The following is a 19,484-nucleotide window of genomic DNA, read 5'->3' as shown; positions in this document are numbered from 1 at the left end:
TCAGGCCTGCACCTGGCCTCAGTCTGTACAGGCCCGAACCTGGCCCAGATCTACACAGGAGACACCCACCAGTGGCTACCACGAACGACCTGAAGAACGGCCTGACGCTCGACATCGACGGCGTCCTGTGGAACGTCGTCGCCTTCCAGCACGTCAAGCCGGGCAAGGGCGGGGCGTTCGTCCGCACCACCCTGAAGAACGTCCTGACCGGCAAGGTGGTCGACCGGACCTTCAACGCCGGCGTCAAGGTGGAGTTCGCGACCGTCGACAAGCGGGAGATGACCTACCTCTACCGCGACGGCACCGACTTCGTCTTCATGGACAGCGAGTCCTACGACCAGATCCCGGTCGGGCCGGAGGTCGTCGGCACGGTGGCCGACTACATGCTGGAGAACACGGTCGCGACGGTCGCGCTGCACGACGGCTCGGCGCTGTACGTCGAGCTGCCGGCCAGCGTCGAGCTGACGATCTCGCACACCGACCCGGGCCTGCAGGGCGACCGGTCGACCGGTGGCACCAAGCCGGCGGAGCTGGAGACCGGCGCGACGATCCAGGTCCCGCTGTTCGTCACCACCGGCGAAAAGGTGAAGGTCGACACCCGCGACGGGCGTTACCTCGGCCGGGTGACGAGCTGAGCGCCAGGTCCAAGTCCCGCAAGCGCGCGCTGGACATCCTCTACGAGGCCGACCTCAGGTCGGCGTCCCCGCTGGAGATCCTGGCCGCGCGGTCGGTGCAGAACGATCCGCCGGTCAACGAGTACACCAGTGGCCTGGTCCGTGACGTGACCGAGCACCTGGACCGGATCGACGGCTTCATCGGCGACCACGCCGAGGGCTGGACGCTGGAGCGGATGCCCGCGGTGGACCGCAACATCCTGCGGATCGCGGTGCTGGAGATGATGTGGCGGGACGACGTCCCCGACCGGGTGGCGATCGACGAGGCGGTCGAGCTGGCCAAGACGGTCTCCACCGACCGCTCGCCGGCCTTCGTCAACGGCCTGCTGGCCAGCCTGCTGCACGTCAAGCCGGCCGCCGACTAGCCGAGCCCGCGGTTTTCCCCGGTACGCCGCCCGACGCGGCGCACCGGGTGCCCCCGGCTTGAAGCCTTGCCCTGCTCTGGTGCTGCCGTGCGGCGGCGAAACGCAACCCACGGCGGCGAAACGCAACCCGCGGCCCGACCCTGGACAGGCGCCCACCCGCGCACTTCTCCCCGGCCCCGATTCACGCTAGGGAGGGCGCTCAGCGCCCGAACCAGGCGGAGCGGGCGAAGGGCGCTCCGCGCCCGGTTCCGCCCGATCGCCTCAGACGTCGGACGGGGTGGCCTCCTGGCCGGCCTCCGGGGACAGCACGCCCCAGGAGACGAGCTGCTCGGTCAGCTTGCTCGGCGAGGTGTCGTAGATCACCGCGAGCGACCGCAGGTCCTCGTAGCGAATCGACAGGACACGGCCGTTGTAGTCGCCGCGCTGGCTCTGGATGGTGGCCGCGTACCGGGCGAGCGGGCCGCCCTGCTCCTTGGGGACCTGCGAGAGCCGCTCGAGGTCAAGGACGATGCGGGGAGACTGCTCCAGCGGAGCGACGGTCGAACCCTCGGGAAGAAGCTCCCCTACCGGCACGCCGTAGAACTCGGCGAGCTCGGACAGGCGCTGAACGGTGACGGCGCGGTCCCCACGTTCGTAGGAGCCCACGACGACGGCCTTCCACCGACCGTGCGACTTCTCCTCCACGCCATGCAGCGAGAGCCCCTGCTGGGTGCGTATTGCCCGCAGCCGAGCACCGAGCGCCTTCGCATAGTCGGACATCGGAGTGCCCACTCCTGTCGTGGTCTGAGTCAGATGGAGCCGAGGGCTCTTGCCGACGGCGGTTACCGATAGTAGTGCCCAGGCGGTTGCGACCTGACATGAGGGGGTCGTGTCGCCTCTTTCTTTGTACCACTTTCTGTAGCCCCGTCGTCGCTCCCGGCGCTACTCCTGTGGGGACTTCCGGCTATCGGCCCGCCCTGGCCCGCCGTCCTGCAACGGTAACGCCATGTGATGCGGGTTGAACCAGGGCTTGTCGCGTCCTCACACCCCATCGTCATCCGGATGTGTCAGGTGACCAGAAGCACTTGGCTCGTCATCGAGAGTGCGGACCGCGGCGCGTGAGCGTACCGCCGCCGCGCCCGCGCGTGCACGCTGCGGCACAGGACCGTGTGACATCTCGCGTGCGCCCGGTGGCCCCGGTCGCGACGGCGGGTAGCGGCCGGGCCTGCTGGTACCGTCTTGCGGACCGCTCCTTTAAGGACCGTCCCGTGAGGCGGGGAAGGAGGGACAGGTGGCTAACGCTGCTCGCCGTAACTACGGCTCCCCGGAAGACCCAGAAGCTGGCCCGCCAGACAGCGCCCCGACCGACCCGCACGCCCGGGTCCCCGGGGATGCCGGCACGCGGCTGCCCGGCGCCGACGGCCCCTCGGCCCCCGGCCAGTCTGAGCCCGGCGCCGACGCGACGAGTCGGACGGTGCTCGCCCAGGCCGACATCGCCAGGATCGTCAGCCGGATGGCGCACCAGATTCTCGAGAAGACCTCCGGCGGCGCCGAGGTCGTGCTGCTCGGCATCCAGACCCGCGGGGTGCCGCTCGCCCAGCGCCTGGCCGGCAGAATCCGCGACGTCGAAGGCGTCACCGTTCCCACCGGTTCGCTGGACCCGACGATGTACCGCGACGACCTGCGGCTGAAGGCCGTTCGCCCGCTGCGGGTCACCGACATCCCGGATGGCGGCATCGACGGCTGCGTCGTCATTCTCGTCGACGACGTCCTGTACTCCGGCCGCACCGTGCGGGCCGCGCTCGACGCGCTCGCCGAATACGGCCGCCCGCACGCGGTACAGCTCGCGGTCCTGGTCGACCGCGGCCACCGGGAGCTGCCGATCCGCGCCGACTACGTCGGCAAGAACATGCCGACGTCCCGGCGGGAGACGGTCGCCGTCCGGCTCGCCGAGATCGACGGCGCCGACGCGGTGCTGATCCTGGGAGCGAAGCCGTGAGCGCGTTCTCCCGGCGGCCGGGGCAGGGCTCGCGGCTCCCTTTCGCGCGCGAGGGGGATAGGGCACCATGAACCGCCACCTGCTGAGCACCGCCCAGCTCAGCCGCGACGAGGCGCTGCTGATCCTGGACACGGCCGAGCAGATGGCGCGTCTCGCCGACCGGTCGGTGAAGAAGCTGCCGACCCTGCGCGGGCGGACCGTCGTCAACCTGTTCTTCGAGGACTCGACCCGTACCCGCACATCCTTCGAGCTCGCGGCCAAACGCCTGTCCGCGGACGTCATCAACTTCTCCGCCAAGGGCTCCAGCGTCTCCAAGGGCGAGAGCCTCAAGGACACCGCCCAGACCCTGGAGGCGATGGGCGCCGACGCGGTCGTCATCCGCCACCCGGCCTCCGGCGCGCCGCACCGGCTGGCCGGCTGGGTCCGCGGCACCGTTCTCAACGCCGGTGACGGCACCCACGAGCACCCGACCCAGGCGCTGCTGGACGCGTTCACGATGCGCCGGCGCCTCGGGCGGGTCGACGGGCTCGCGGTGACGATCGTCGGCGACGTCCTGCACTCGCGGGTCGCCCGGTCGAATGTCTGGCTGCTGTGCACGCTCGGCGCCAAGGTGACGCTGGTCGCCCCGCCGACGCTGGTCCCGCACGGGGTGGCGAGCTGGCCGGTAGAGGTGTCCTACGACCTGGACGCGGTGCTGCCGGCGTCGGACGTCGTGATGATGCTGCGGGTCCAGCGAGAGCGGATGTCCGACGCGTTCTTCCCGACCGAGCGGGAGTACAGCCGCCGCTACGGACTGGACGCCGACCGGGCCGCGAAGCTGCCCGACCACGCGCTCGTCATGCACCCGGGGCCGATGGTGCGCGGCATGGAGATCGCCTCCGAGGTGGCCGACTCGGCGCGCTCGACCGTCGTCGAGCAGGTGGCGAACGGCGTCAGCGTGCGGATGGCCTGCCTCTACCTGCTGCTGGGCGGCGCCGACGAGCCCGGCGAGCCGCGGCCCGGCGACCAGCACCCACGTGACCAGCGCCCACAGGAGCAGCGGGAGGATTCTCGATGACGGCGACACCTGCGGCGACCGGCCCCGTGGGCCAGCGGGCCTGGCTGCTGCGCGGCGTCCGGCCACTGGGCGCCGGCCCCGTCGACCTGCTGCTGGCCGGCGGCCGGATCGCCGGCCGCGGCGCGTCCGGCACCCTCGACGCCACCGGCGCCGAGGTGGTCGACGCCGGCGAGCTGTACGCCCTGCCCGGCTTCGTCGACCTGCACACCCACCTGCGCGAGCCGGGCCGGGAGGACGCCGAGACCGTCGAGTCCGGCACCCGCGCCGCCGCGCTCGGCGGGTACACCACCGTCTTCGCCATGGCGAACACCGACCCGGTGGCCGACACCGCCGGCGTCGTCGAGCAGGTCTGGCGGCTCGGCCGGGACGCCGGCCACTGCGAGGTGCGCCCGGTCGGCGCCGTCACCGAGGGGCTCGCCGGCAGGCGGCTGGCCGAGCTCGGCGCGATGGCCACGTCGGCCGCGGCCGTCCGGGTGTTCTCCGACGACGGCCACTGCGTCGCCGACCCGCTGCTGATGCGCCGCGCGCTGGAGTACGTGAAGGCGTTCGACGGCGTGATCGCGCAGCACGCCGAGGAGCCGCGGCTCACCGAGGGCGCCCAGATGAACGAGGGCGCCTGCTCGGCCCGGCTGGGGATGATCGGCTGGCCCGCCGTGGCCGAGGAGGCGGTCATCGCCCGCGACGTGCTGCTGGCCGGCCATGTCGGCTCCCGGCTGCACGTCTGCCACGTGTCGACGGCCGGCTCGGTCGAGATCATCCGGTGGGCGAAGTCCAAGGGCTGGCGGGTCAGCGCCGAGGTCACCCCGCACCACCTGCTGCTCACCGACGAACTGGCCGCGTCCTACGACCCGGTCTACAAGGTGAACCCGCCGCTGCGCACCGCCGAGGACGTCGCCGCGCTGCGGGCCGGGCTCGCCGACGGCACCATCGACGCCGTCGCGACCGACCACGCCCCGCACGCGCCCCAGGACAAGGACACCGAGTGGTCCGCCGCGCGCCCCGGCATGCTCGGCCTGCAGACCGCGCTGTCCATCGTGATCCACACGATGGTCGACACCGGGCTGCTCGACTGGGCCGGGGTCGCAGGCCGGATGGCGCTCGCGCCGGCCCGGATCGGTGGGCTGCCCGACGTGCCGGTTGACGCGTCCAGTTCGATGGACGTCGGCGCCGCCGCGACGCTGACCCTCGTCGACCCGGCGACGCGCTGGGTTGTCGACCCCGCCGGGTTCGCCAGCCGCAGCCGGAACTCGCCCTACCGGGGGATGACGTTGCCAGGACAGGTCTATGCCACCTTCCGCGCCGGGCGGCCCACGGTGCTCGACGGGAAGGTCGTATGAATCTGTCCGCCGGTCACGTCCTCGCCATGGGCGGGGGCTCGGGCCTTCTCGGGGTGCGGCTGCTGCTGTTCTTCGGCGTGCTGCTGCTGATCGTCGCGGTGATCGGCTTCCTGCGGCAGGCGTGGCGGCGGCGGGCGACCCGGGACGAGGAGGACCTGCCCGAGCTGCTCGCGCCGCCCGAGGACCCGGGAACCGTGCTCGCCGCCCCGCTGCGCGGCGCGTACCTGGGGACCGCCGACGCGGGCCACTGGCTGGAGTGGTTCTCGGCCAGCGGCCTCGGCGGCAAAGAGGGCAGCTACATCAGCGTGTACGAGTCAGGGGTGCGGGTCGACCGAGCCGGCCGGTCGTTCTGGATTCCACGGGACGCGGTGCGCGGCGCCCGGTTCGAGCGAGCCCATGTGGGCAAGGTGGCCGCGCCCGGCCGGCTGCTCGTGATCGCCTGGTCGCTGGAGGGCCGGGAGCTGGAGACCGGCTTCCGCGGCGAGGACCGGGTCCGCCAGCCGAAGGTGATGCGCTCGGTGCACGACCTGATCGGCCCGCCGTCGGCGCCGTCGGACGGCGAGATCACCTCGCCGCGCCCGGCGGTGCGCTCGCTGCGCCAGCTGCGTCCGCGCCGCCATCATCCGGCCGGCGCGGGCGTCGGGCCCGCCGCGGGCCCCGGAGCGGATGGCGCGGGGGCGGCGCCGGTCAGCCGTGGCCGGGGCGGGCACCTGGCCCATGCCGGCCGCAGCATCCGGCCGCGCCGGCGGGAACGGCCGCGGTCCCTGGACCAGGAGATCGCCGACCGGCGGGGCGACGACCCGTACGGCACCGGTCCGCGCACGCCGGCCCGGCCCGGCGTGGACCCCTACGTGACGAACCCGCGCAACGTGCCGTTCGGCACCGGCATCGGGCGGCCGGGCCCGGTCAGCCCGCCGCCCGCCGCGCCGGCGGGCCAGCCGCCGTCCGGTCGTCCCCGCGTCGCGGGGCCGCCGTCGGCCCCCGGCCGGGCGCCGGTGACCGGGCAGCATCCGCGCGCCGCCCAGTACCCGCCGGCCACCGGCCCGCGCGGCGGCGCGGCACCTACCGGCGGCTACCCGGCGCCCGGGCCGCGCGGGGGCGGCCAGTACCCGGCGGACCAGTTCCCGGCCGCGCAGCCGACGTCGCCGCGGGCCTACCCCGCGCCGGTGGCACCCCCCGCGCCGCCGAGCGCCTACGGCACGGGTGAGCCCGGCGGCGGCTACCCGAGCGGCCAGTACACCGAGCGACAGCCGGCCCCCGGGTATCCCGGCGCGGGCCAGTACCCGGCCGCCGGGCAACCGGGGCCGGCGGCGGACCGCCCGCAGGACCCGTACGCGGGCGGCCAGTACCCGCCAGCCGGCTGGCGTGATCCATACGCGGCGAGGCCGGGTGCCTCGGCCCCGGCGCAGGACCGGTACCCGCCGGCCCCGGGTGGCCAGCACCCGTGGGAGCCGGAGGCGTACTCGCAGCGGGACCCGTACGCCGACCCGTACGCGGCGGCCGGACCGGGCGGCGCGCCGCAGGCCGAGCCTTACGCGGACCCCTACGGGCAGTACGACGCTGGGCGGCGGCGCCCGCGTCCCGAAGAGTGACCGGGTGACGGCGACCGCGAGAGACGTGGCGAGGACCCGGTTTCGACGACAGAGCTTGCGGTGACGGAGCGGGGAACGAGGGCACAGGTGGGAGCAGGAGAACGGGCCAGGCCGGGGCAGCCGGCCGTGCTGGTCCTGGAGGACGGCCGGGCCTTCGCCGGTGAGGCGTTCGGCGCCGTCGGGGAGACGTTCGGTGAGGCGGTGTTCTCGACCGGGATGACCGGGTACCAGGAGACACTGACGGACCCGTCCTACCACAGGCAGGTCGTGGTGATGACCGCGCCGCACATCGGCAACACCGGGGTCAACGACCGCGACTACGAGTCCGAGCGGATTCAGGTCGCCGGGTACGTGGTGCGCGAACCGAGCCGTATCACGTCGAACTGGCGCTCGCAGCGCGATCTCGGCAGCGAGCTGGCGGACGCGGGCGTCGTCGGGATCAGCGGCGTCGACACCCGTGCGCTGACCCGCCACCTGCGGGAGCGCGGCGCGATGCGCTGCGGGATCTCCAGCCTCGACGTGAGCGCCGCGGCGCTGCTGGAGAAGGTGCTGGCGGGCCCGGAGATGCTCGGCGCGGACCTCGCGCCGGCGGTGAGCACCCGGGACCCATACGTCGTCGCTCCGCGTGACGGCGAACGCCGCTTCCGCGTGGCGGCCCTCGATCTGGGGATCAAGCGCAACACGCCGCTGTCGATGGCGGCCCGCGGCTGCGAGGTGCACGTCCTGCCGGCGACGGCGACCGCCGACGAGCTGCTGGCGGTCGAGCCGGACGGCGTGTTCTTCTCCAACGGCCCCGGCGACCCGGCGGCCGCCGACTACGCCGTGGCCGCCGCGGCCGGGGTGCTGCGGGCCGGGGTGCCGCTGTTCGGGATCTGCTTCGGCAACCAGGTGCTCGGCCGCGCGCTCGGCTTCGGCACCTACAAGCTGGCCTACGGCCACCGCGGCATCAACCAGCCGGTCAAGGACCTCGCGACCGGCCAGATCGCCGTGACCAGCCACAACCACGGCTTCGCGGTCGACGCGCCCAGGGACGGGCCGCCCGTCGACACCCCGTTCGGCCGGGTGGCCGTCAGCCACCTCGCGCTCAACGACGACGTTGTCGAGGGCGTCGCCTGCCTCGATGTCCCGGCGTTCAGCGTCCAGTACCACCCCGAGGCGGCTGCGGGGCCGCACGACGCGAACAGCCTGTTCGACCGGTTCTGTGAGCTCATGGCCTCGGCCGGGAAGGGTGGTGCCTGATGCCGCGGCGCGACGACCTGCGCAGCGTGCTGGTGATCGGCTCCGGTCCGATCGTCATCGGTCAGGCCTGCGAGTTCGACTACTCCGGCACCCAGGCCTGCCGGGTGCTGCGGGCCGAGGGCCTGCGGGTGGTGCTGGTGAACAGCAACCCCGCGACGATCATGACGGACCCGGAACTGGCCGACGCGACCTATGTCGAGCCGATCACCCCCGAGATCGTCACGAAGATCATTGAGAAGGAGCGCCCGGACGCGCTGCTGGCCACCATGGGCGGCCAGACGGCGCTGAACACCGCCGTCTCCCTGTACGACGCGGGGGTGCTGGACCGGTTCGGCGTCCGGCTGATCGGTGCGAACATCGACGCGATCCGCCGCGGCGAGGACCGCCAGCTGTTCAAGGAGATCGTCGCGACCGTCGGCGGCGAGACCGCCCGCAGCGCGATCTGCGTGACCGTCGAGGAGTGCCTGGCCGCGGCCGACGAGTTCTCCTACCCCGTGGTCGTGCGGCCGAGCTACACCCTCGGCGGCGCCGGCAGCGGCTTCGCGCACGACCCGGACGAGCTGGCCCGGATGGCGGCCGACGGCCTCGCCGCCTCGCCGGCCACCCAGGTGCTCGTCGAGGAGTCGGTGCTCGGCTGGAAGGAGTTCGAGCTCGAGCTGATGCGCGACCGCGCCGACAACGTGGTCGTCGTCTGCTCGATCGAGAACGTCGACCCGATGGGCGTGCACACCGGCGACTCGATCACCGTCGCGCCGGCGATGACGCTCACCGACCGTGAGTACCAGGAGCTGCGGGACCTCGCGATCGCGGTGATGCGGGAGGTTGGCGTCGACGCCGGCGGCTGCAACATCCAGTTCGCCGTCGACCCGCGGACCGGGCGGATCGTCGTCATCGAGATGAACCCGCGGGTGTCGCGCTCCAGCGCGCTCGCGTCGAAGGCGACCGGCTTCCCGATCGCGAAGATCTCCGCGAAGCTGGCGCTGGGCTACACCCTCGACGAGATCCCGAACGACATCACCCGCACCACCCCGGCCGCGTTCGAGCCGACCCTGGACTACATCGTCGTCAAGGTCCCGCGCTTCGCGTTCGAGAAGTTCCCCGGCGCGGACGAGACGCTCACTACGCACATGAAGTCCGTCGGCGAGGCGATGGGCGTCGGGCGCAGCTACGCCGAGGCGCTGCAGAAGGCGCTGCGCTCCCAGGAGCGCCCGGAGCGGGTGTTCTCCTTCACGGCCCCGGACCGCAAGGCCGCGGACCTCCTCGACGAGGCCGGGGTACCGCGCGACGGCCGGCTGAAGGTGATGCAGCAGGCGCTGCTGGCCGGCGCGAGCGCCGACGAGGTGGTCGCCGCGACCGGCATGGACCCGTGGTTCGTCGACCAGCTGGTCTTCGTCAACGAGGTCGCCGCCGCGACGGCCGTCGCCGGGCCCGACGACGCGGTGGCGGTGCGCCGGGCCAAGCGGGCCGGCTTCTCCGACGTCCAGCTCGCGGAGATCTTCGGCACGACCGAGCTGGACGTCCGGGCCCTCCGGTACGCGCACGGCATCCGTCCGGTCTTCAAGACCGTCGACACCTGCGCGGCCGAGTTCGCCTCGGCCACGCCGTACCACTACTCGGCCTACGACGAGGAGAGCGAGGTCGCCCCGGGGGACAGGCCTCGGGTGATCGTGCTCGGCAGCGGGCCGAACCGGATCGGCCAGGGCATCGAGTTCGACTACGCCTGCTGCCACGCCGTGATGGCGCTGTCGGACGCCGGCTACGAGACCATCATGGTCAACTGCAACCCGGAGACGGTCTCCACCGACTACGACACCGCCGACCGCCTCTACGTCGAGCCGCTGACGGTCGAGGACGTCCTGGAGGTCGTGCACGCCGAGCAGCAGGCCGGCCCGCTCGCCGGGGTGATCGTCCAGCTCGGCGGCCAGACCCCGCTGGGCATCGCCGCCCGGCTGGAGGCCGCCGGGGTGCCGATCGTCGGCACCTCCCCGGCGGCGATCGACCTGGCCGAGGACCGTGGCCTGTTCGGCGACGTGCTGGCCGCGGCCGGCCTGCCGTCGCCGCCGCATGGGGTGGCGACGTCCTACCTGCAGGCGCATGCCATCGCCGAGCGGATCGGGTACCCGGTTCTGGTCCGGCCGAGCTACGTGCTCGGCGGGCGCGGCATGGAGATCGTCTACGACGACGAGATGCTGCGCGACTACATCGAGCGGGCCACTCAGATCTCGCCCGAGCACCCGGTGCTCGTCGACCGGTTCCTCGATGATGCGGTCGAGATCGACGTGGACGCCCTCTTCGACGGCGAGGACCTCTACCTGGCCGGCGTGATGGAGCACATCGAGGAGGCCGGGGTGCACTCCGGCGACTCGGCCTGCGCGCTGCCGCCGATCACGCTGGGCCGCTCCGAGCTGGACCGGATCCGGGCCTCGACGCTGGCGATCGCCCAGGGCGTCGGGGTACGCGGGCTGCTGAACGTCCAGTACGCGCTGCAGTCCGACGTGCTGTACGTGCTGGAGGCCAACCCGCGGGCGTCGCGGACCGTCCCGTTCGTCTCGAAGGCGACCGCGGTCCCGCTGGCGAAGGCCGCCGCCCGGGTGATGCTCGGCGCGACCGTCGCCGAGCTGCGCACCGAGGGGCTGCTGCCGGCGTCGGGCGACGGCGCCACGCTGCCGCTGGACTCGCACATCGCCGTCAAGGAGGCCGTGCTGCCCTTCGGGCGGTTCCGGGACGCCGGTGGCCACGGGGTGGACACCGTCCTCGGGCCGGAGATGAAGTCCACCGGCGAGGTGATGGGCATCGACAGCGGCTTCGGGACGGCCTACGCGAAGTCCCAGGCGGCGGCGTACTCGGCGTTGCCGACGTCCGGGCGGGTGTTCGTCTCGGTGGCCAACCGGGACAAGCGGGCGATGATCTTCCCGATCAAGCGGCTGGCCGATCTGGGCTTCACCGTCTACGCCACCGAGGGCACCGCCGCGGTGCTGCGCCGCAACGGGGTGAAGGCGGTCGTCCTGGGCAAGCACCGGGCTCCGTCGGACGGCCTGACCGACTGCGTCGACCTGATCAGCTCGCGCCAGCTCGATCTGGTGATCAACACTCCGTGGGGCGTCGGGCCGCGGCTGGACGGCTACGAGATCCGGACGGCCTGTGTCTCCGCCGGGGTGCCGTGCATCACGACGATCCAGGCGGCAGCGGCCTGCGTCCAGGGCATCGAGGCGCTGGTGCGCGGGGAGCTCGGTGTCCGGCCGTTGCAGTCGTACCACGCGGAGCTGCATGCCACCTGGGCTGCGGCGACGGGCGGTGCCGGCTCGCACGCGCCGGAGGACTGATGCCGGCCCGGATTCGGCCCTGAGGGACGCCAGGCCCACGGCCGGCCCCCGACATGGACACCTGACCTGTAGTCGGGCGTAGGAAAGGACAGGGAGCGCAGATGGGTGTCGGGGTGGATGGGGACGTGCGGACCGGGCGGGCCCCTGTGGCGGTCCCCCTGGACACGCCGGACGTGGCGACGGCGCTGCGGTGGGCCCGGGCGGTGGCACCGCACGTGGCTGTTCTCAAGGTCGGGATGGAGCTGTTCTACCGGGAGGGCCCCGCGGTCGTCGACGCGCTGCGCGCCGAGGGCCTGCTCGCCGACCCCAGCGCACCGGGTCCGCCTGACGCGCCCGGGCTCTTCCTCGACCTGAAGCTGCACGACATCCCGGTGACGGTCGCCGGGGCCATACGGTCGGTGGCCCGGCTGCGGCCCCGGTTCGTCACCGTGCACGCCGCGGGCGGGCCCGCGATGCTGCGCGCGGCCGTCCAGGCCGCCGACGAGGTGGCCGCCGAGACCGGGACCGCGCCCCTCGCCGTCGCCGGGGTGACGGTGCTGACCTCTCTGAGTGAGGCGGACCTCACCACCGTGGGCCTCGCGGGGCCGGCTCTCGACGCCGCCCGCAGGCTCGCCCGGCTGGCGGTCGAGGCCGGTGCCACCGCCCTGGTGGCAAGCCCCTGGGAGGCCGCAAAGCTTCGCGAAGAGGTCGGAACCAATGTGACTCTCATCACTCCGGGGGTTCGTCCGGCGGGTGGTGAACGGGCCGACCAGGCGCGTGTCGCAACTCCGGAGGAGGCCCTCGCCGCCGGAGCTGACCTGGTCGTGATGGGGCGTCCGATCACGGGCGCGGCCGATCCTGGAGCGGTCGCCGCCAGCCTCGCGGCGGCCCTCGGCCGCCCGCGCTAGGCCTCTGACCTGCACAGACATGCCAGCCATCCCGGCAGGCACGGTTGTGGTCGCCACGCGGTGCCGTCACGGCGTGGCGGCGCGCTACCGAACCGGCCCGGTCAGTCGCAACCGGGCCGGTCCGGGGCTCCGGTACGCGTTTCGGGACGGTAAACGTGCTTCCGGGTGAGGCGACCCCGGCTAGACCAGCGCGACAGTCCTCGCTAGGTTGCGCGTCGCGATCACCCCATTTGAGGAGGCGTACCGTGCCCCTGCCGCCCCTGACGCCCGAGCAGCGGGCAGCCGCTCTCGAGAAGGCCGCGCTTGCTCGTAAGCAGCGCGCGGATCTCAAGGAGCGACTCAAGAAGGCGGAGACGACCCTGGCCGCGGTCCTGACCCAGGCCGAAGAGGACGAGGTCGTCGGCAAGATGAAGGTTTCGGCGGTGCTTGAGGCGCTGCCGGGTGTGGGCCGCGTGCGGGCCCAGCGCATCCGGGAGCGGCTCGGCATCAGCCCCACCCGCCGGCTGCGTGGCCTCGGTGCCAAGCAGCGTGCCGCGCTCCTGGAGGAGTTCGGCGCGGCGTCCTGACCATCGGCGCCGGCGGCCCGTTCCCGTGTCACAGCGGGCGGGACGCCGGCGGTGGTGGCGGGAACGGGGCGCCCGGCCAGGAACACGGGCGGGGAGCCCTGGTGGGGTGCTGGCTCGGCGAGAAAGAAGGCTCGCGTCGCCCGGCCAGGCCCTGACACCCGCACCAGGCCGGAGCACGCGGGAGCGTCCCAGCGTGATCGGGAGGCTCCCGGGCTCAGGCCGAGTGGCCCCTCCCGGGCCGCGTCCCCCGTGCGGCGCCCTCGGCGCCGCCCGGGACCGGCGCGGTGCCGGGCGGGGGATCTGCTTCGCGCCGTGACGCAGTCACCGGCGGGCCCGGGCCGCCGGCGGCGGCCCGGGCTGGCAGTGCGGCCTCGCGCCCGCTCGCCTCGGCGTGGGTGAGTGGCCGCCCGGGCGCCGCCCGGGCCAGCTGGCGGCCCCGGCTGGTGGATTCACCCCCTAAGGTTGGCCGATGGGACTCACCGTCTTGTCCGGGCCGTCCGGGGTGGGCAAGGGAACCGTCGTCGCCGCGGTGCGCCGCCTGTTCCCCGATGTCTGGGTATCGGTGAGCGCCACGACCAGGGCGCCCCGGCCGGGCGAGACCGAGGGCGTCGAGTACCACTTCGTGGACCGGGACCATTTTCTGCGGATGGCCAAGGACGGCGAGCTGGTCGAGCACGCCGAGTTCGCCGGCAACTGGTACGGCACGCCCCGGGCGCCCCTGGACCAGCGGCTGCGCGCCGGGTGGCCCGCGCTGCTGGAGATCGAGCTGCAGGGCGCCCGCCAGGTCCGCGCGTCGATGCCGTCGGCCCGGTTCGTCTTCCTCACCCCGCCCAGCTGGGAGGAGCTCGTCCGCCGGCTGACCGGCCGGGGCACCGAGGCGCCCGAGGTGATCGAGCGCCGGCTGGACCGAGCCCGCGTCGAGCTGGCCGCCGAGAAGGAGTTCGACGCGGTCGTCGTGAACGACGACGTCGAGGCCGCCGCCGCGCGGTTGGTATCCTTGATGACTGACTCATGACTGGCATTCGCTGCCGCCCGCGGGGGGCGACCTCCGGAGTCCCAGAACACCGCACTACCGGACAACACCGGGTTCCCGCGCCTCCGGAACACCATTCGGTGTCGCCCGCCCCACATTCGTGATCGGGCCGATCGGAAGCCGATCAGCTCGTCCACCGGAAGGAAAACCTTGTCCGGTACGCCGGCCCAGCCAGAGGGCATCACCAACCCGCCGATCGACGAGCTGCTCGAGGCCACCGACTCGAAGTACAGCCTCGTGATCTACGCGGCCAAGCGGGCCCGCCAGATCAACGCCTACTACTCCCAGCTCGGCGAGGGCCTGCTGGAGTACGTCGGCCCGCTGGTGGAGCCCACCAGCGCTCAGGAGAAGCCGCTGTCGATCGCGCTGCGCGAGATCAACGCCGGGCTGCTCACGCACGAGGCGGCCCCCGAGCCGCTCCCGCCCGTCTCCTGACGGTGTCCGGCGCAGCGCCGGTCGGCGGTCGCCCGCGCGTCGTCCTCGGGGTGGCCGGTGGCATCGCCGCCTACAAGGCCCTGGAGGTGCTGCGCCGGCTCACCGAGACCGGGCATGACGTCCGGGTCGTCCCGACGCCGGCCGCGTTGCGGTTCGTCGGCGAGACGACCTTCGCGGCGCTGTCCGGCCACCCGGTGCACACCGACGTGTGGGCCGACGCGGACGAGGTCGCGCACGTGCGGATCGGCCGCGAGGCCGACCTGGTGCTGATCGTGCCGGCGACGGCCGACCTGATGGCCCGGGCCGCGGCCGGCCGCGCCGACGACCTGCTGACCGGGACGCTGCTGACCGCCCGCTGCCCGGTTGTCTACGCCCCCGCGATGCACACCGAGATGTGGGAGCACCCGGCGACCAGGGCCAACGTCGCCACGCTGCGGGAGCACGGCGCGGTCGTCATCGACCCCGCCGTCGGGCGGCTCACCGGGCCCGACTCGGGCGCCGGCCGGCTGCCCGAGCCCGCCGAGATCGCCGCCGTCGCCCGCGCCGTGCTCGCCCTCGGCCCGCGGGCCGCGAGCCCCGACCTGGCGGGCCGGCACGTCGTCGTGAGCGCCGGTGGCACCCGGGAGCATCTCGACCCGGTCCGCTTCCTCGGGAACTCCTCCAGCGGCCGGCAGGGCTACGCGCTGGCCCGCGCCGCCGTCGCCCGCGGCGCCACGGTGACCCTCGTCGCGGCGAACGTGGCGCTGCCCGGCCCGGCCGGCGCCAGTGTCGTGCGGGTCGTCTCGGCGCTCGACCTGCGCGACGCCGTGCACGCCGCCGCGGCCGACGCCGATGTGATCATCATGACGGCCGCGGTCGCCGACTTCCGGCCGGCCAAGCGGGTCGACCACAAGATCAAGAAAGAGGCCGGCGTGCCGGCTCCGGTGGAGCTGGAGGCGAACCCGGACGTGCTCGCCGAGCTGGTCGCCACCCGCGCCACCCGCCGGCCCGGCCAGCTGCTCGTCGGCTTCGCCGCGGAGACCGGCGGCCCGGATGGCGACGTGCTCGCCCTGGGCCGCGCGAAGCTCGCCCGCAAGCCCGCCGACCTGCTGGTCGTCAACGAGGTCGGCGGTGGCCTCGGGTTCGAGGTGGACCACAACGCCGCCGTCGTGCTGGCGCCCGACGGCTCGGCGACCCCGATCGAGCGCACCAGCAAGGACCTGCTCGCCCACCGCGTCCTCGACCTCGTGGCCGCGCGGCTGAGCGGCTGAGCGGCTGAGCCGGGCGGAGATATTTCACGATTGTGAGCGGCGCTGGGCACGGGAGTGAAAGCCTGGCCACCTCCGCCGGGTGCTCTCGGTACCACGTGGCCGCCATCGGTAAACTTCGTCGGAATCTGTCGGATCTTTCAGGGAGACCACCAAGTGGCGACGCGCCTGTTCACGTCCGAGTCCGTCACCGAGGGACACCCGGACAAGATCGCTGACCAGATCAGCGACTCCATCCTCGACGCGATGCTCAAGGACGACCCGAAGAGCCGGGTCGCCGTCGAGACGCTGATCACCACCGGTCAGGTGCACGTCGCGGGCGAGGTCACGACCAAGACCTACGTCGACATCGCCTCGGTCGTCCGCGAGAAGGTCCTGGAGATCGGGTACGACTCGTCCAAGAAGGGCTTCGACGGCGCCTCCTGCGGCGTCAGCGTGTCCATCGGCTCGCAGTCGCCCGACATCGCCCAGGGCGTCGACACGGCGCACGAGAGCCGGGTCGAGGGCTCGATCGAGGACGAGCTGGACAAGCAGGGCGCCGGCGACCAGGGCCTCATGTTCGGCTTCGCCTGCGACGAGACCCCCGAGCTGATGCCGCTGCCGATCGCGCTCGCGCACCGGCTCGCCCGTCGCCTCTCCGCGGTCCGCAAGGACGGCCAGGTCGGCTACCTGCGCCCGGACGGCAAGACCCAGGTCACCATCGAGTACGTCGACGGCAAGCCGGTCCGCCTCGACACGGTCGTCGTCTCCAGCCAGCACGCGGCCGACATCGACCTCGACACGCTGCTGGCGCCCGACGTCAAGGAGTACGTCGTCGACCCCGAGCTGGCGACGCTCGGCATCTCGACCGAGGGTGTCCGGCTGCTGGTCAACCCGACCGGCCGCTTCGAGATCGGCGGCCCGATGGGTGACGCCGGCCTGACCGGCCGCAAGATCATCGTTGACACCTACGGCGGCTACGCCCGTCACGGCGGCGGCGCGTTCTCCGGCAAGGACCCGTCCAAGGTCGACCGGTCCGCAGCCTACGCGATGCGCTGGGTCGCCAAGAACGTCGTCGCCGCGGGCCTGGCCACCAAGTGCGAGGTCCAGGTCGCCTACGCGATCGGCAAGGCGCACCCGGTCGGCCTGTTCGTCGAGACCTTCGGCACCGGCGTCGTCCCGGACGAGCAGATCTCGGACGCGATCACCACGGTCTTCGACCTGCGTCCGGCCGCGATCATCCGCGACCTCGACCTGCTCCGCCCGATCTACGCCCCGACGGCGGCGTACGGCCACTTCGGCCGCCCCGAGCTGGACTTCACCTGGGAGTCCACCGGTCGCGCCGAGGCCCTCGCCAAGATCGTCAAGGGCTGACCAGGCCCGTCGGCGGCGCGCATGACGCCGCCGAGGGCTGATCGGAGCGCGTCAGCGCGCCGCGAGCCCGGTGCCCGGCCCCGGTCCCTGCTCGCAGGGGCCGGGCCGGCCTGCGTAAGGGGCCGGCCGGCCTGTCGCACGGGGCTGGCACGATGGCCGGCATGGACCTGCTGCCCGGGATCGACGTCGAGGACGTCCGCCCGAGCCGCGGGGCGAAGCGGGACAGCCGGCCGCGCCCGGCCAAGCCCGGTCCGGCCAGCCGGGACGCGGAGATCGCTACCGAGCTGCCCGTCGCGCGGGTCGCGGCCATGGTCGGGTTCGCGCATCTGGACCGCCCGTTCGACTACCTGGTGCCCGCCTCGATGGCCGCCGCGGCGGTGCCCGGCGCGCGGGTCCGGGTCCGGTTCGCCGGGCGCCTCGTCGACGGGTTCGTGCTGGAGCGGCTGGAGCGCTCCGAGCATGCGGGCAAGCTCGCCCCGCTGGCCAGGGTGACCTCCCCGGAGCCGGTGCTGACCGCGCCGGTGGCCCGGCTCGCCCGGGCCGTCGCGGACCGGTACGCGGGCACCCTCGCCGACGTCCTGCGGCTCGCGATCCCGCCCCGGCACGCCGCGGCCGAGCGCGCCGCCCCACCGGCGGCGCCGGCCGAGTCCGCGGCGCCGGCCGAGTCCGCAGTACCGGCCGAGTCCGCAGTACCGCCCGAGTCCGCGGCGGCGGCCGAAATGGCGGTCCCGGCCGAGGCCACGGCGCGGCCCGGCCAGGCCGCGCCCACGATCAAGCTGGGCGAACCGGGGGAGTGGCGGCGCTATCCGGCCGGGGCGACATTGCTGATGGCGCTGAGCGCCGGCAAGGCGCCGCACGCCGTGTGGTGGGCGCCGCCCGGCCCGGCCTGGCCCGCCATGATCGCCACGGTCGCCCGGGCGGCGCTGGCGGGCGGCCGGGGGGCGCTGGTGGTCGTCCCCGACCATCGCGACGTCGACCGGGTCGCCGACGCGGTGACCGCCGAGCTCGCCGATGCCGGGTCCGACGCCGGGCTGGTCACCGCGCTGCGGGCCGACCTGGGGCCGGCCGAACGCTACCGGCGCTTCCTCGCGGCGCTGCGGGGCCAGGCCCGAGTGGTCGTCGGCACCCGGGCCGCCGTGTTCGCCCCCGTGGCGAACCTCGGCGTCGTGGTTGTCTGGGACGACGGCGACGACCTGCACGCCGAGCCACTCGCGCCCTACCCGCACACCCGCGACGTCGCCGCGCTGCGCTGCCACCTGGAGGACGCGGCGCTGCTGATCGGCGGCCACGTCCCGTCGACGGACGCCGAGGCGCTGACGAGGACCGGCTGGGCGCGCCCGCTGGTGCTGCCCAAGGACGAGGCCAGGGCGCTCGCCCCACTGGTCCGGCCGACCGGGTCGGACTGGGAGACGGCCCGGGACGAGGCGGCCCGCTCCGCCCGGGTTCCCTCACTCGCGGCCCGCGCGGCCCGGGACGCGCTCGCCGCCGGGTGGCCCGTCCTGGTGCAGGTGCCTCGGCGGGGCTATCAGCCGTCGCTGGCCTGTGCCGGGTGCCGGCGGCCGGCCCGGTGCGCGCACTGCCATGGCCCACTGGGCCGGCCCGGCCGGGAGCGGACGCCGTCCTGCGGGTGGTGCGCCCGTCCAGCGGCCGCCTGGGCCTGTGGTACCTGCGGGGACGGCCGGCTGCGCGCGTCGGTCACCGGCGACCGGCGGACCGCCGAGGAGCTCGGCCGGGCGTTCCCCGGCGTGCCGCTGCGCACCTCCGGGCGCGACGAGGTGCTCGCCACGGTGCCCGCGGCCCCGGCCCTCGTGGTCGCCACCCCGGGGGCTGAGCCGGTCGCCGTGGGCGGCTACGGCGCCGTGCTGCTGCTCGACGGCTGGGCGCTGCTCGGCCGGCCCGATCTGCGCGCCGGCGAGGAGGCGCTGCGCCGCTGGGCGAACGCCGCCGCGCTGGCGACCCCGGGGCCGGCCGGTGGGCGGGTCGTGGTCGTCGCCGACGAGGGCCTCGCCCCGGTGCAGGCGCTGGTCCGGTGGGACCCGGCCTGGTTCGTCGCCCGCGAGTCCGACGACCGGGCCGCGCTCGGCTTCCCGCCGGCCACCCGGCTGGCCGTGGTGGACGGCTCGGCCGAGGTGCTGAGCGCCTTCCTCGAAGCCGCACGGCTGCCGGCCGCGGCCGAGGTCCTGGGCCCCGTCCCGCTGCCGGCCGCGGCCAGGCGCCAGCCGGCCGAGCCGGCGGATGACGCGGGCGGTGCCCGCGAGCGCCTGCTGCTGCGGGTGCCCCGCAAGCAGGGCGGCGAGCTGGCCGGCGCCCTGCGCGCGGCACGCGGCGTCCTGGATGCCCGGCGCGCCGCGGCCGGCCTGCGCGTCCAGCTGGACCCGGCCACCGTCGGCTAGGCCGC

Annotated in this window: 16 protein-coding genes; 15 read left to right on the top strand and 1 reads right to left on the bottom strand. The window is 74.1% G+C overall.

The window, feature by feature from the left end; all coding sequences use genetic code 11:
- Nucleotides 1-71 precede the first annotated feature (71 nt).
- Both efp and nusB read left to right on the top strand, forming a co-directional pair.
- Nucleotides 72-635, top strand: coding sequence for an elongation factor P (gene efp / locus FRADC12_RS04390; protein ID WP_045875661.1), 564 nt, complete (start codon nt 72-74; stop codon nt 633-635).
- On the top strand, nt 632-1,039 hold the full coding sequence (nusB, locus tag FRADC12_RS04385) for a transcription antitermination factor NusB (RefSeq protein WP_045879074.1): 408 nt from the start codon (nt 632-634) through the stop codon (nt 1,037-1,039). The genes efp and nusB overlap by 4 nt, the downstream gene beginning before the upstream one ends.
- Nucleotides 1,040-1,300: 261 nt before the next feature.
- On the opposite strand, the gene bldD is transcribed toward nusB, so the two are convergent.
- Complete coding sequence (gene bldD, locus FRADC12_RS04380) at nt 1,301-1,798, bottom strand: transcriptional regulator BldD (protein ID WP_013422852.1); 498 nt, start codon at nt 1,796-1,798, stop codon at nt 1,301-1,303.
- Between the two features lie 625 nt (nt 1,799-2,423).
- Here bldD and pyrR point away from each other — a divergent pair.
- From pyrR to FRADC12_RS04315, 13 genes are all read left to right on the top strand, one after another.
- On the top strand, nt 2,424-3,017 hold the full coding sequence (gene pyrR, locus FRADC12_RS04375) for a bifunctional pyr operon transcriptional regulator/uracil phosphoribosyltransferase PyrR (RefSeq protein ID WP_045879073.1): 594 nt from the start codon (nt 2,424-2,426) through the stop codon (nt 3,015-3,017).
- Between the two features lie 67 nt (nt 3,018-3,084).
- A complete protein-coding gene (locus FRADC12_RS04370; RefSeq protein WP_045875660.1) occupies nt 3,085-4,074 on the top strand; it encodes an aspartate carbamoyltransferase catalytic subunit in 990 nt (329 codons plus the stop codon).
- Entirely contained in the window at nt 4,071-5,411 is a 1,341-nt protein-coding gene (locus tag FRADC12_RS04365; protein WP_045875659.1) for a dihydroorotase, read from the top strand. Before FRADC12_RS04370 ends, FRADC12_RS04365 begins: the two co-directional genes overlap by 4 nt.
- Nucleotides 5,408-7,003 (top strand): PH-like domain-containing protein, encoded by a 1,596-nt coding sequence (locus tag FRADC12_RS28065; protein WP_052710675.1) that lies wholly within the window; start codon nt 5,408-5,410, stop codon nt 7,001-7,003. The genes FRADC12_RS04365 and FRADC12_RS28065 overlap by 4 nt, the downstream gene beginning before the upstream one ends.
- Before the next feature lie 87 nt (nt 7,004-7,090).
- On the top strand, nt 7,091-8,242 hold the full coding sequence (carA, locus tag FRADC12_RS04355; protein ID WP_045875658.1) for a glutamine-hydrolyzing carbamoyl-phosphate synthase small subunit: 1,152 nt from the start codon (nt 7,091-7,093) through the stop codon (nt 8,240-8,242).
- Nucleotides 8,242-11,565 carry a carbamoyl-phosphate synthase large subunit gene (gene carB, locus FRADC12_RS04350; protein WP_045875657.1) on the top strand — a complete coding sequence of 1,108 codons (3,324 nt, stop codon included), beginning with the start codon at nt 8,242-8,244 and terminating at the stop codon, nt 11,563-11,565. Before carA ends, carB begins: the two co-directional genes overlap by 1 nt.
- Nucleotides 11,566-11,666: 101 nt before the next feature.
- Nucleotides 11,667-12,452 carry an orotidine-5'-phosphate decarboxylase gene (gene pyrF / locus FRADC12_RS04345; RefSeq protein WP_045875656.1) on the top strand — a complete coding sequence of 262 codons (786 nt, stop codon included), beginning with the start codon at nt 11,667-11,669 and terminating at the stop codon, nt 12,450-12,452.
- A gap of 245 nt (nt 12,453-12,697) precedes the next feature.
- A complete protein-coding gene (mihF, locus tag FRADC12_RS04340) occupies nt 12,698-13,018 on the top strand; it encodes an integration host factor, actinobacterial type (protein ID WP_013422860.1) in 321 nt (106 codons plus the stop codon).
- Nucleotides 13,019-13,487: 469 nt separating this feature from the next.
- Nucleotides 13,488-14,033 (top strand): guanylate kinase, encoded by a 546-nt coding sequence (gmk, locus tag FRADC12_RS04335; RefSeq protein ID WP_045875655.1) that lies wholly within the window; start codon nt 13,488-13,490, stop codon nt 14,031-14,033.
- A 168-nt stretch (nt 14,034-14,201) separates the two neighbouring features.
- A complete protein-coding gene (gene rpoZ / locus FRADC12_RS04330; RefSeq protein ID WP_045875654.1) occupies nt 14,202-14,486 on the top strand; it encodes a DNA-directed RNA polymerase subunit omega in 285 nt (94 codons plus the stop codon).
- 2 nt (nt 14,487-14,488) lie between these two features.
- Nucleotides 14,489-15,736 carry a bifunctional phosphopantothenoylcysteine decarboxylase/phosphopantothenate--cysteine ligase CoaBC gene (gene coaBC, locus FRADC12_RS04325; RefSeq protein WP_045875653.1) on the top strand — a complete coding sequence of 416 codons (1,248 nt, stop codon included), beginning with the start codon at nt 14,489-14,491 and terminating at the stop codon, nt 15,734-15,736.
- 153 nt (nt 15,737-15,889) lie between these two features.
- On the top strand, nt 15,890-17,086 hold the full coding sequence (gene metK, locus FRADC12_RS04320) for a methionine adenosyltransferase (protein WP_045875652.1): 1,197 nt from the start codon (nt 15,890-15,892) through the stop codon (nt 17,084-17,086).
- Between the two features lie 161 nt (nt 17,087-17,247).
- A complete protein-coding gene (locus FRADC12_RS04315; RefSeq protein ID WP_232303605.1) occupies nt 17,248-19,479 on the top strand; it encodes a primosomal protein N' in 2,232 nt (743 codons plus the stop codon).
- Nucleotides 19,480-19,484: the final 5 nt, after the last annotated feature.

The sequence above is a fragment of the Pseudofrankia sp. DC12 genome (assembly GCF_000966285.1).
In the GTDB taxonomy this organism is placed as follows: domain Bacteria; phylum Actinomycetota; class Actinomycetes; order Frankiales; family Frankiaceae; genus Pseudofrankia.
Note: the sequence above shows the minus strand (reverse complement) of the source record. Positions and strands in the feature narration are given on the sequence as shown.

Excerpts from the sequence above, each read along its gene's own strand:
- bldD (WP_013422852.1), bottom strand. The coding sequence starts at position 1,798 with ATGTCCGACTATGCGAAGGCGCTCGGTGCTCGGCTGCGGGCAATACGC.
- FRADC12_RS04370 (WP_045875660.1), top strand. The coding sequence starts at position 3,085 with ATGAACCGCCACCTGCTGAGCACCGCCCAGCTCAGCCGCGACGAGGCG.
- FRADC12_RS04365 (WP_045875659.1), top strand. The coding sequence starts at position 4,071 with ATGACGGCGACACCTGCGGCGACCGGCCCCGTGGGCCAGCGGGCCTGG.
- FRADC12_RS28065 (WP_052710675.1), top strand. The coding sequence starts at position 5,408 with ATGAATCTGTCCGCCGGTCACGTCCTCGCCATGGGCGGGGGCTCGGGC.
- carB (WP_045875657.1), top strand. The coding sequence starts at position 8,242 with ATGCCGCGGCGCGACGACCTGCGCAGCGTGCTGGTGATCGGCTCCGGT.
- pyrF (WP_045875656.1), top strand. The coding sequence starts at position 11,667 with ATGGGTGTCGGGGTGGATGGGGACGTGCGGACCGGGCGGGCCCCTGTG.
- gmk (WP_045875655.1), top strand. The coding sequence starts at position 13,488 with ATGGGACTCACCGTCTTGTCCGGGCCGTCCGGGGTGGGCAAGGGAACC.
- FRADC12_RS04315 (WP_232303605.1), top strand. The coding sequence starts at position 17,248 with ATGGACCTGCTGCCCGGGATCGACGTCGAGGACGTCCGCCCGAGCCGC.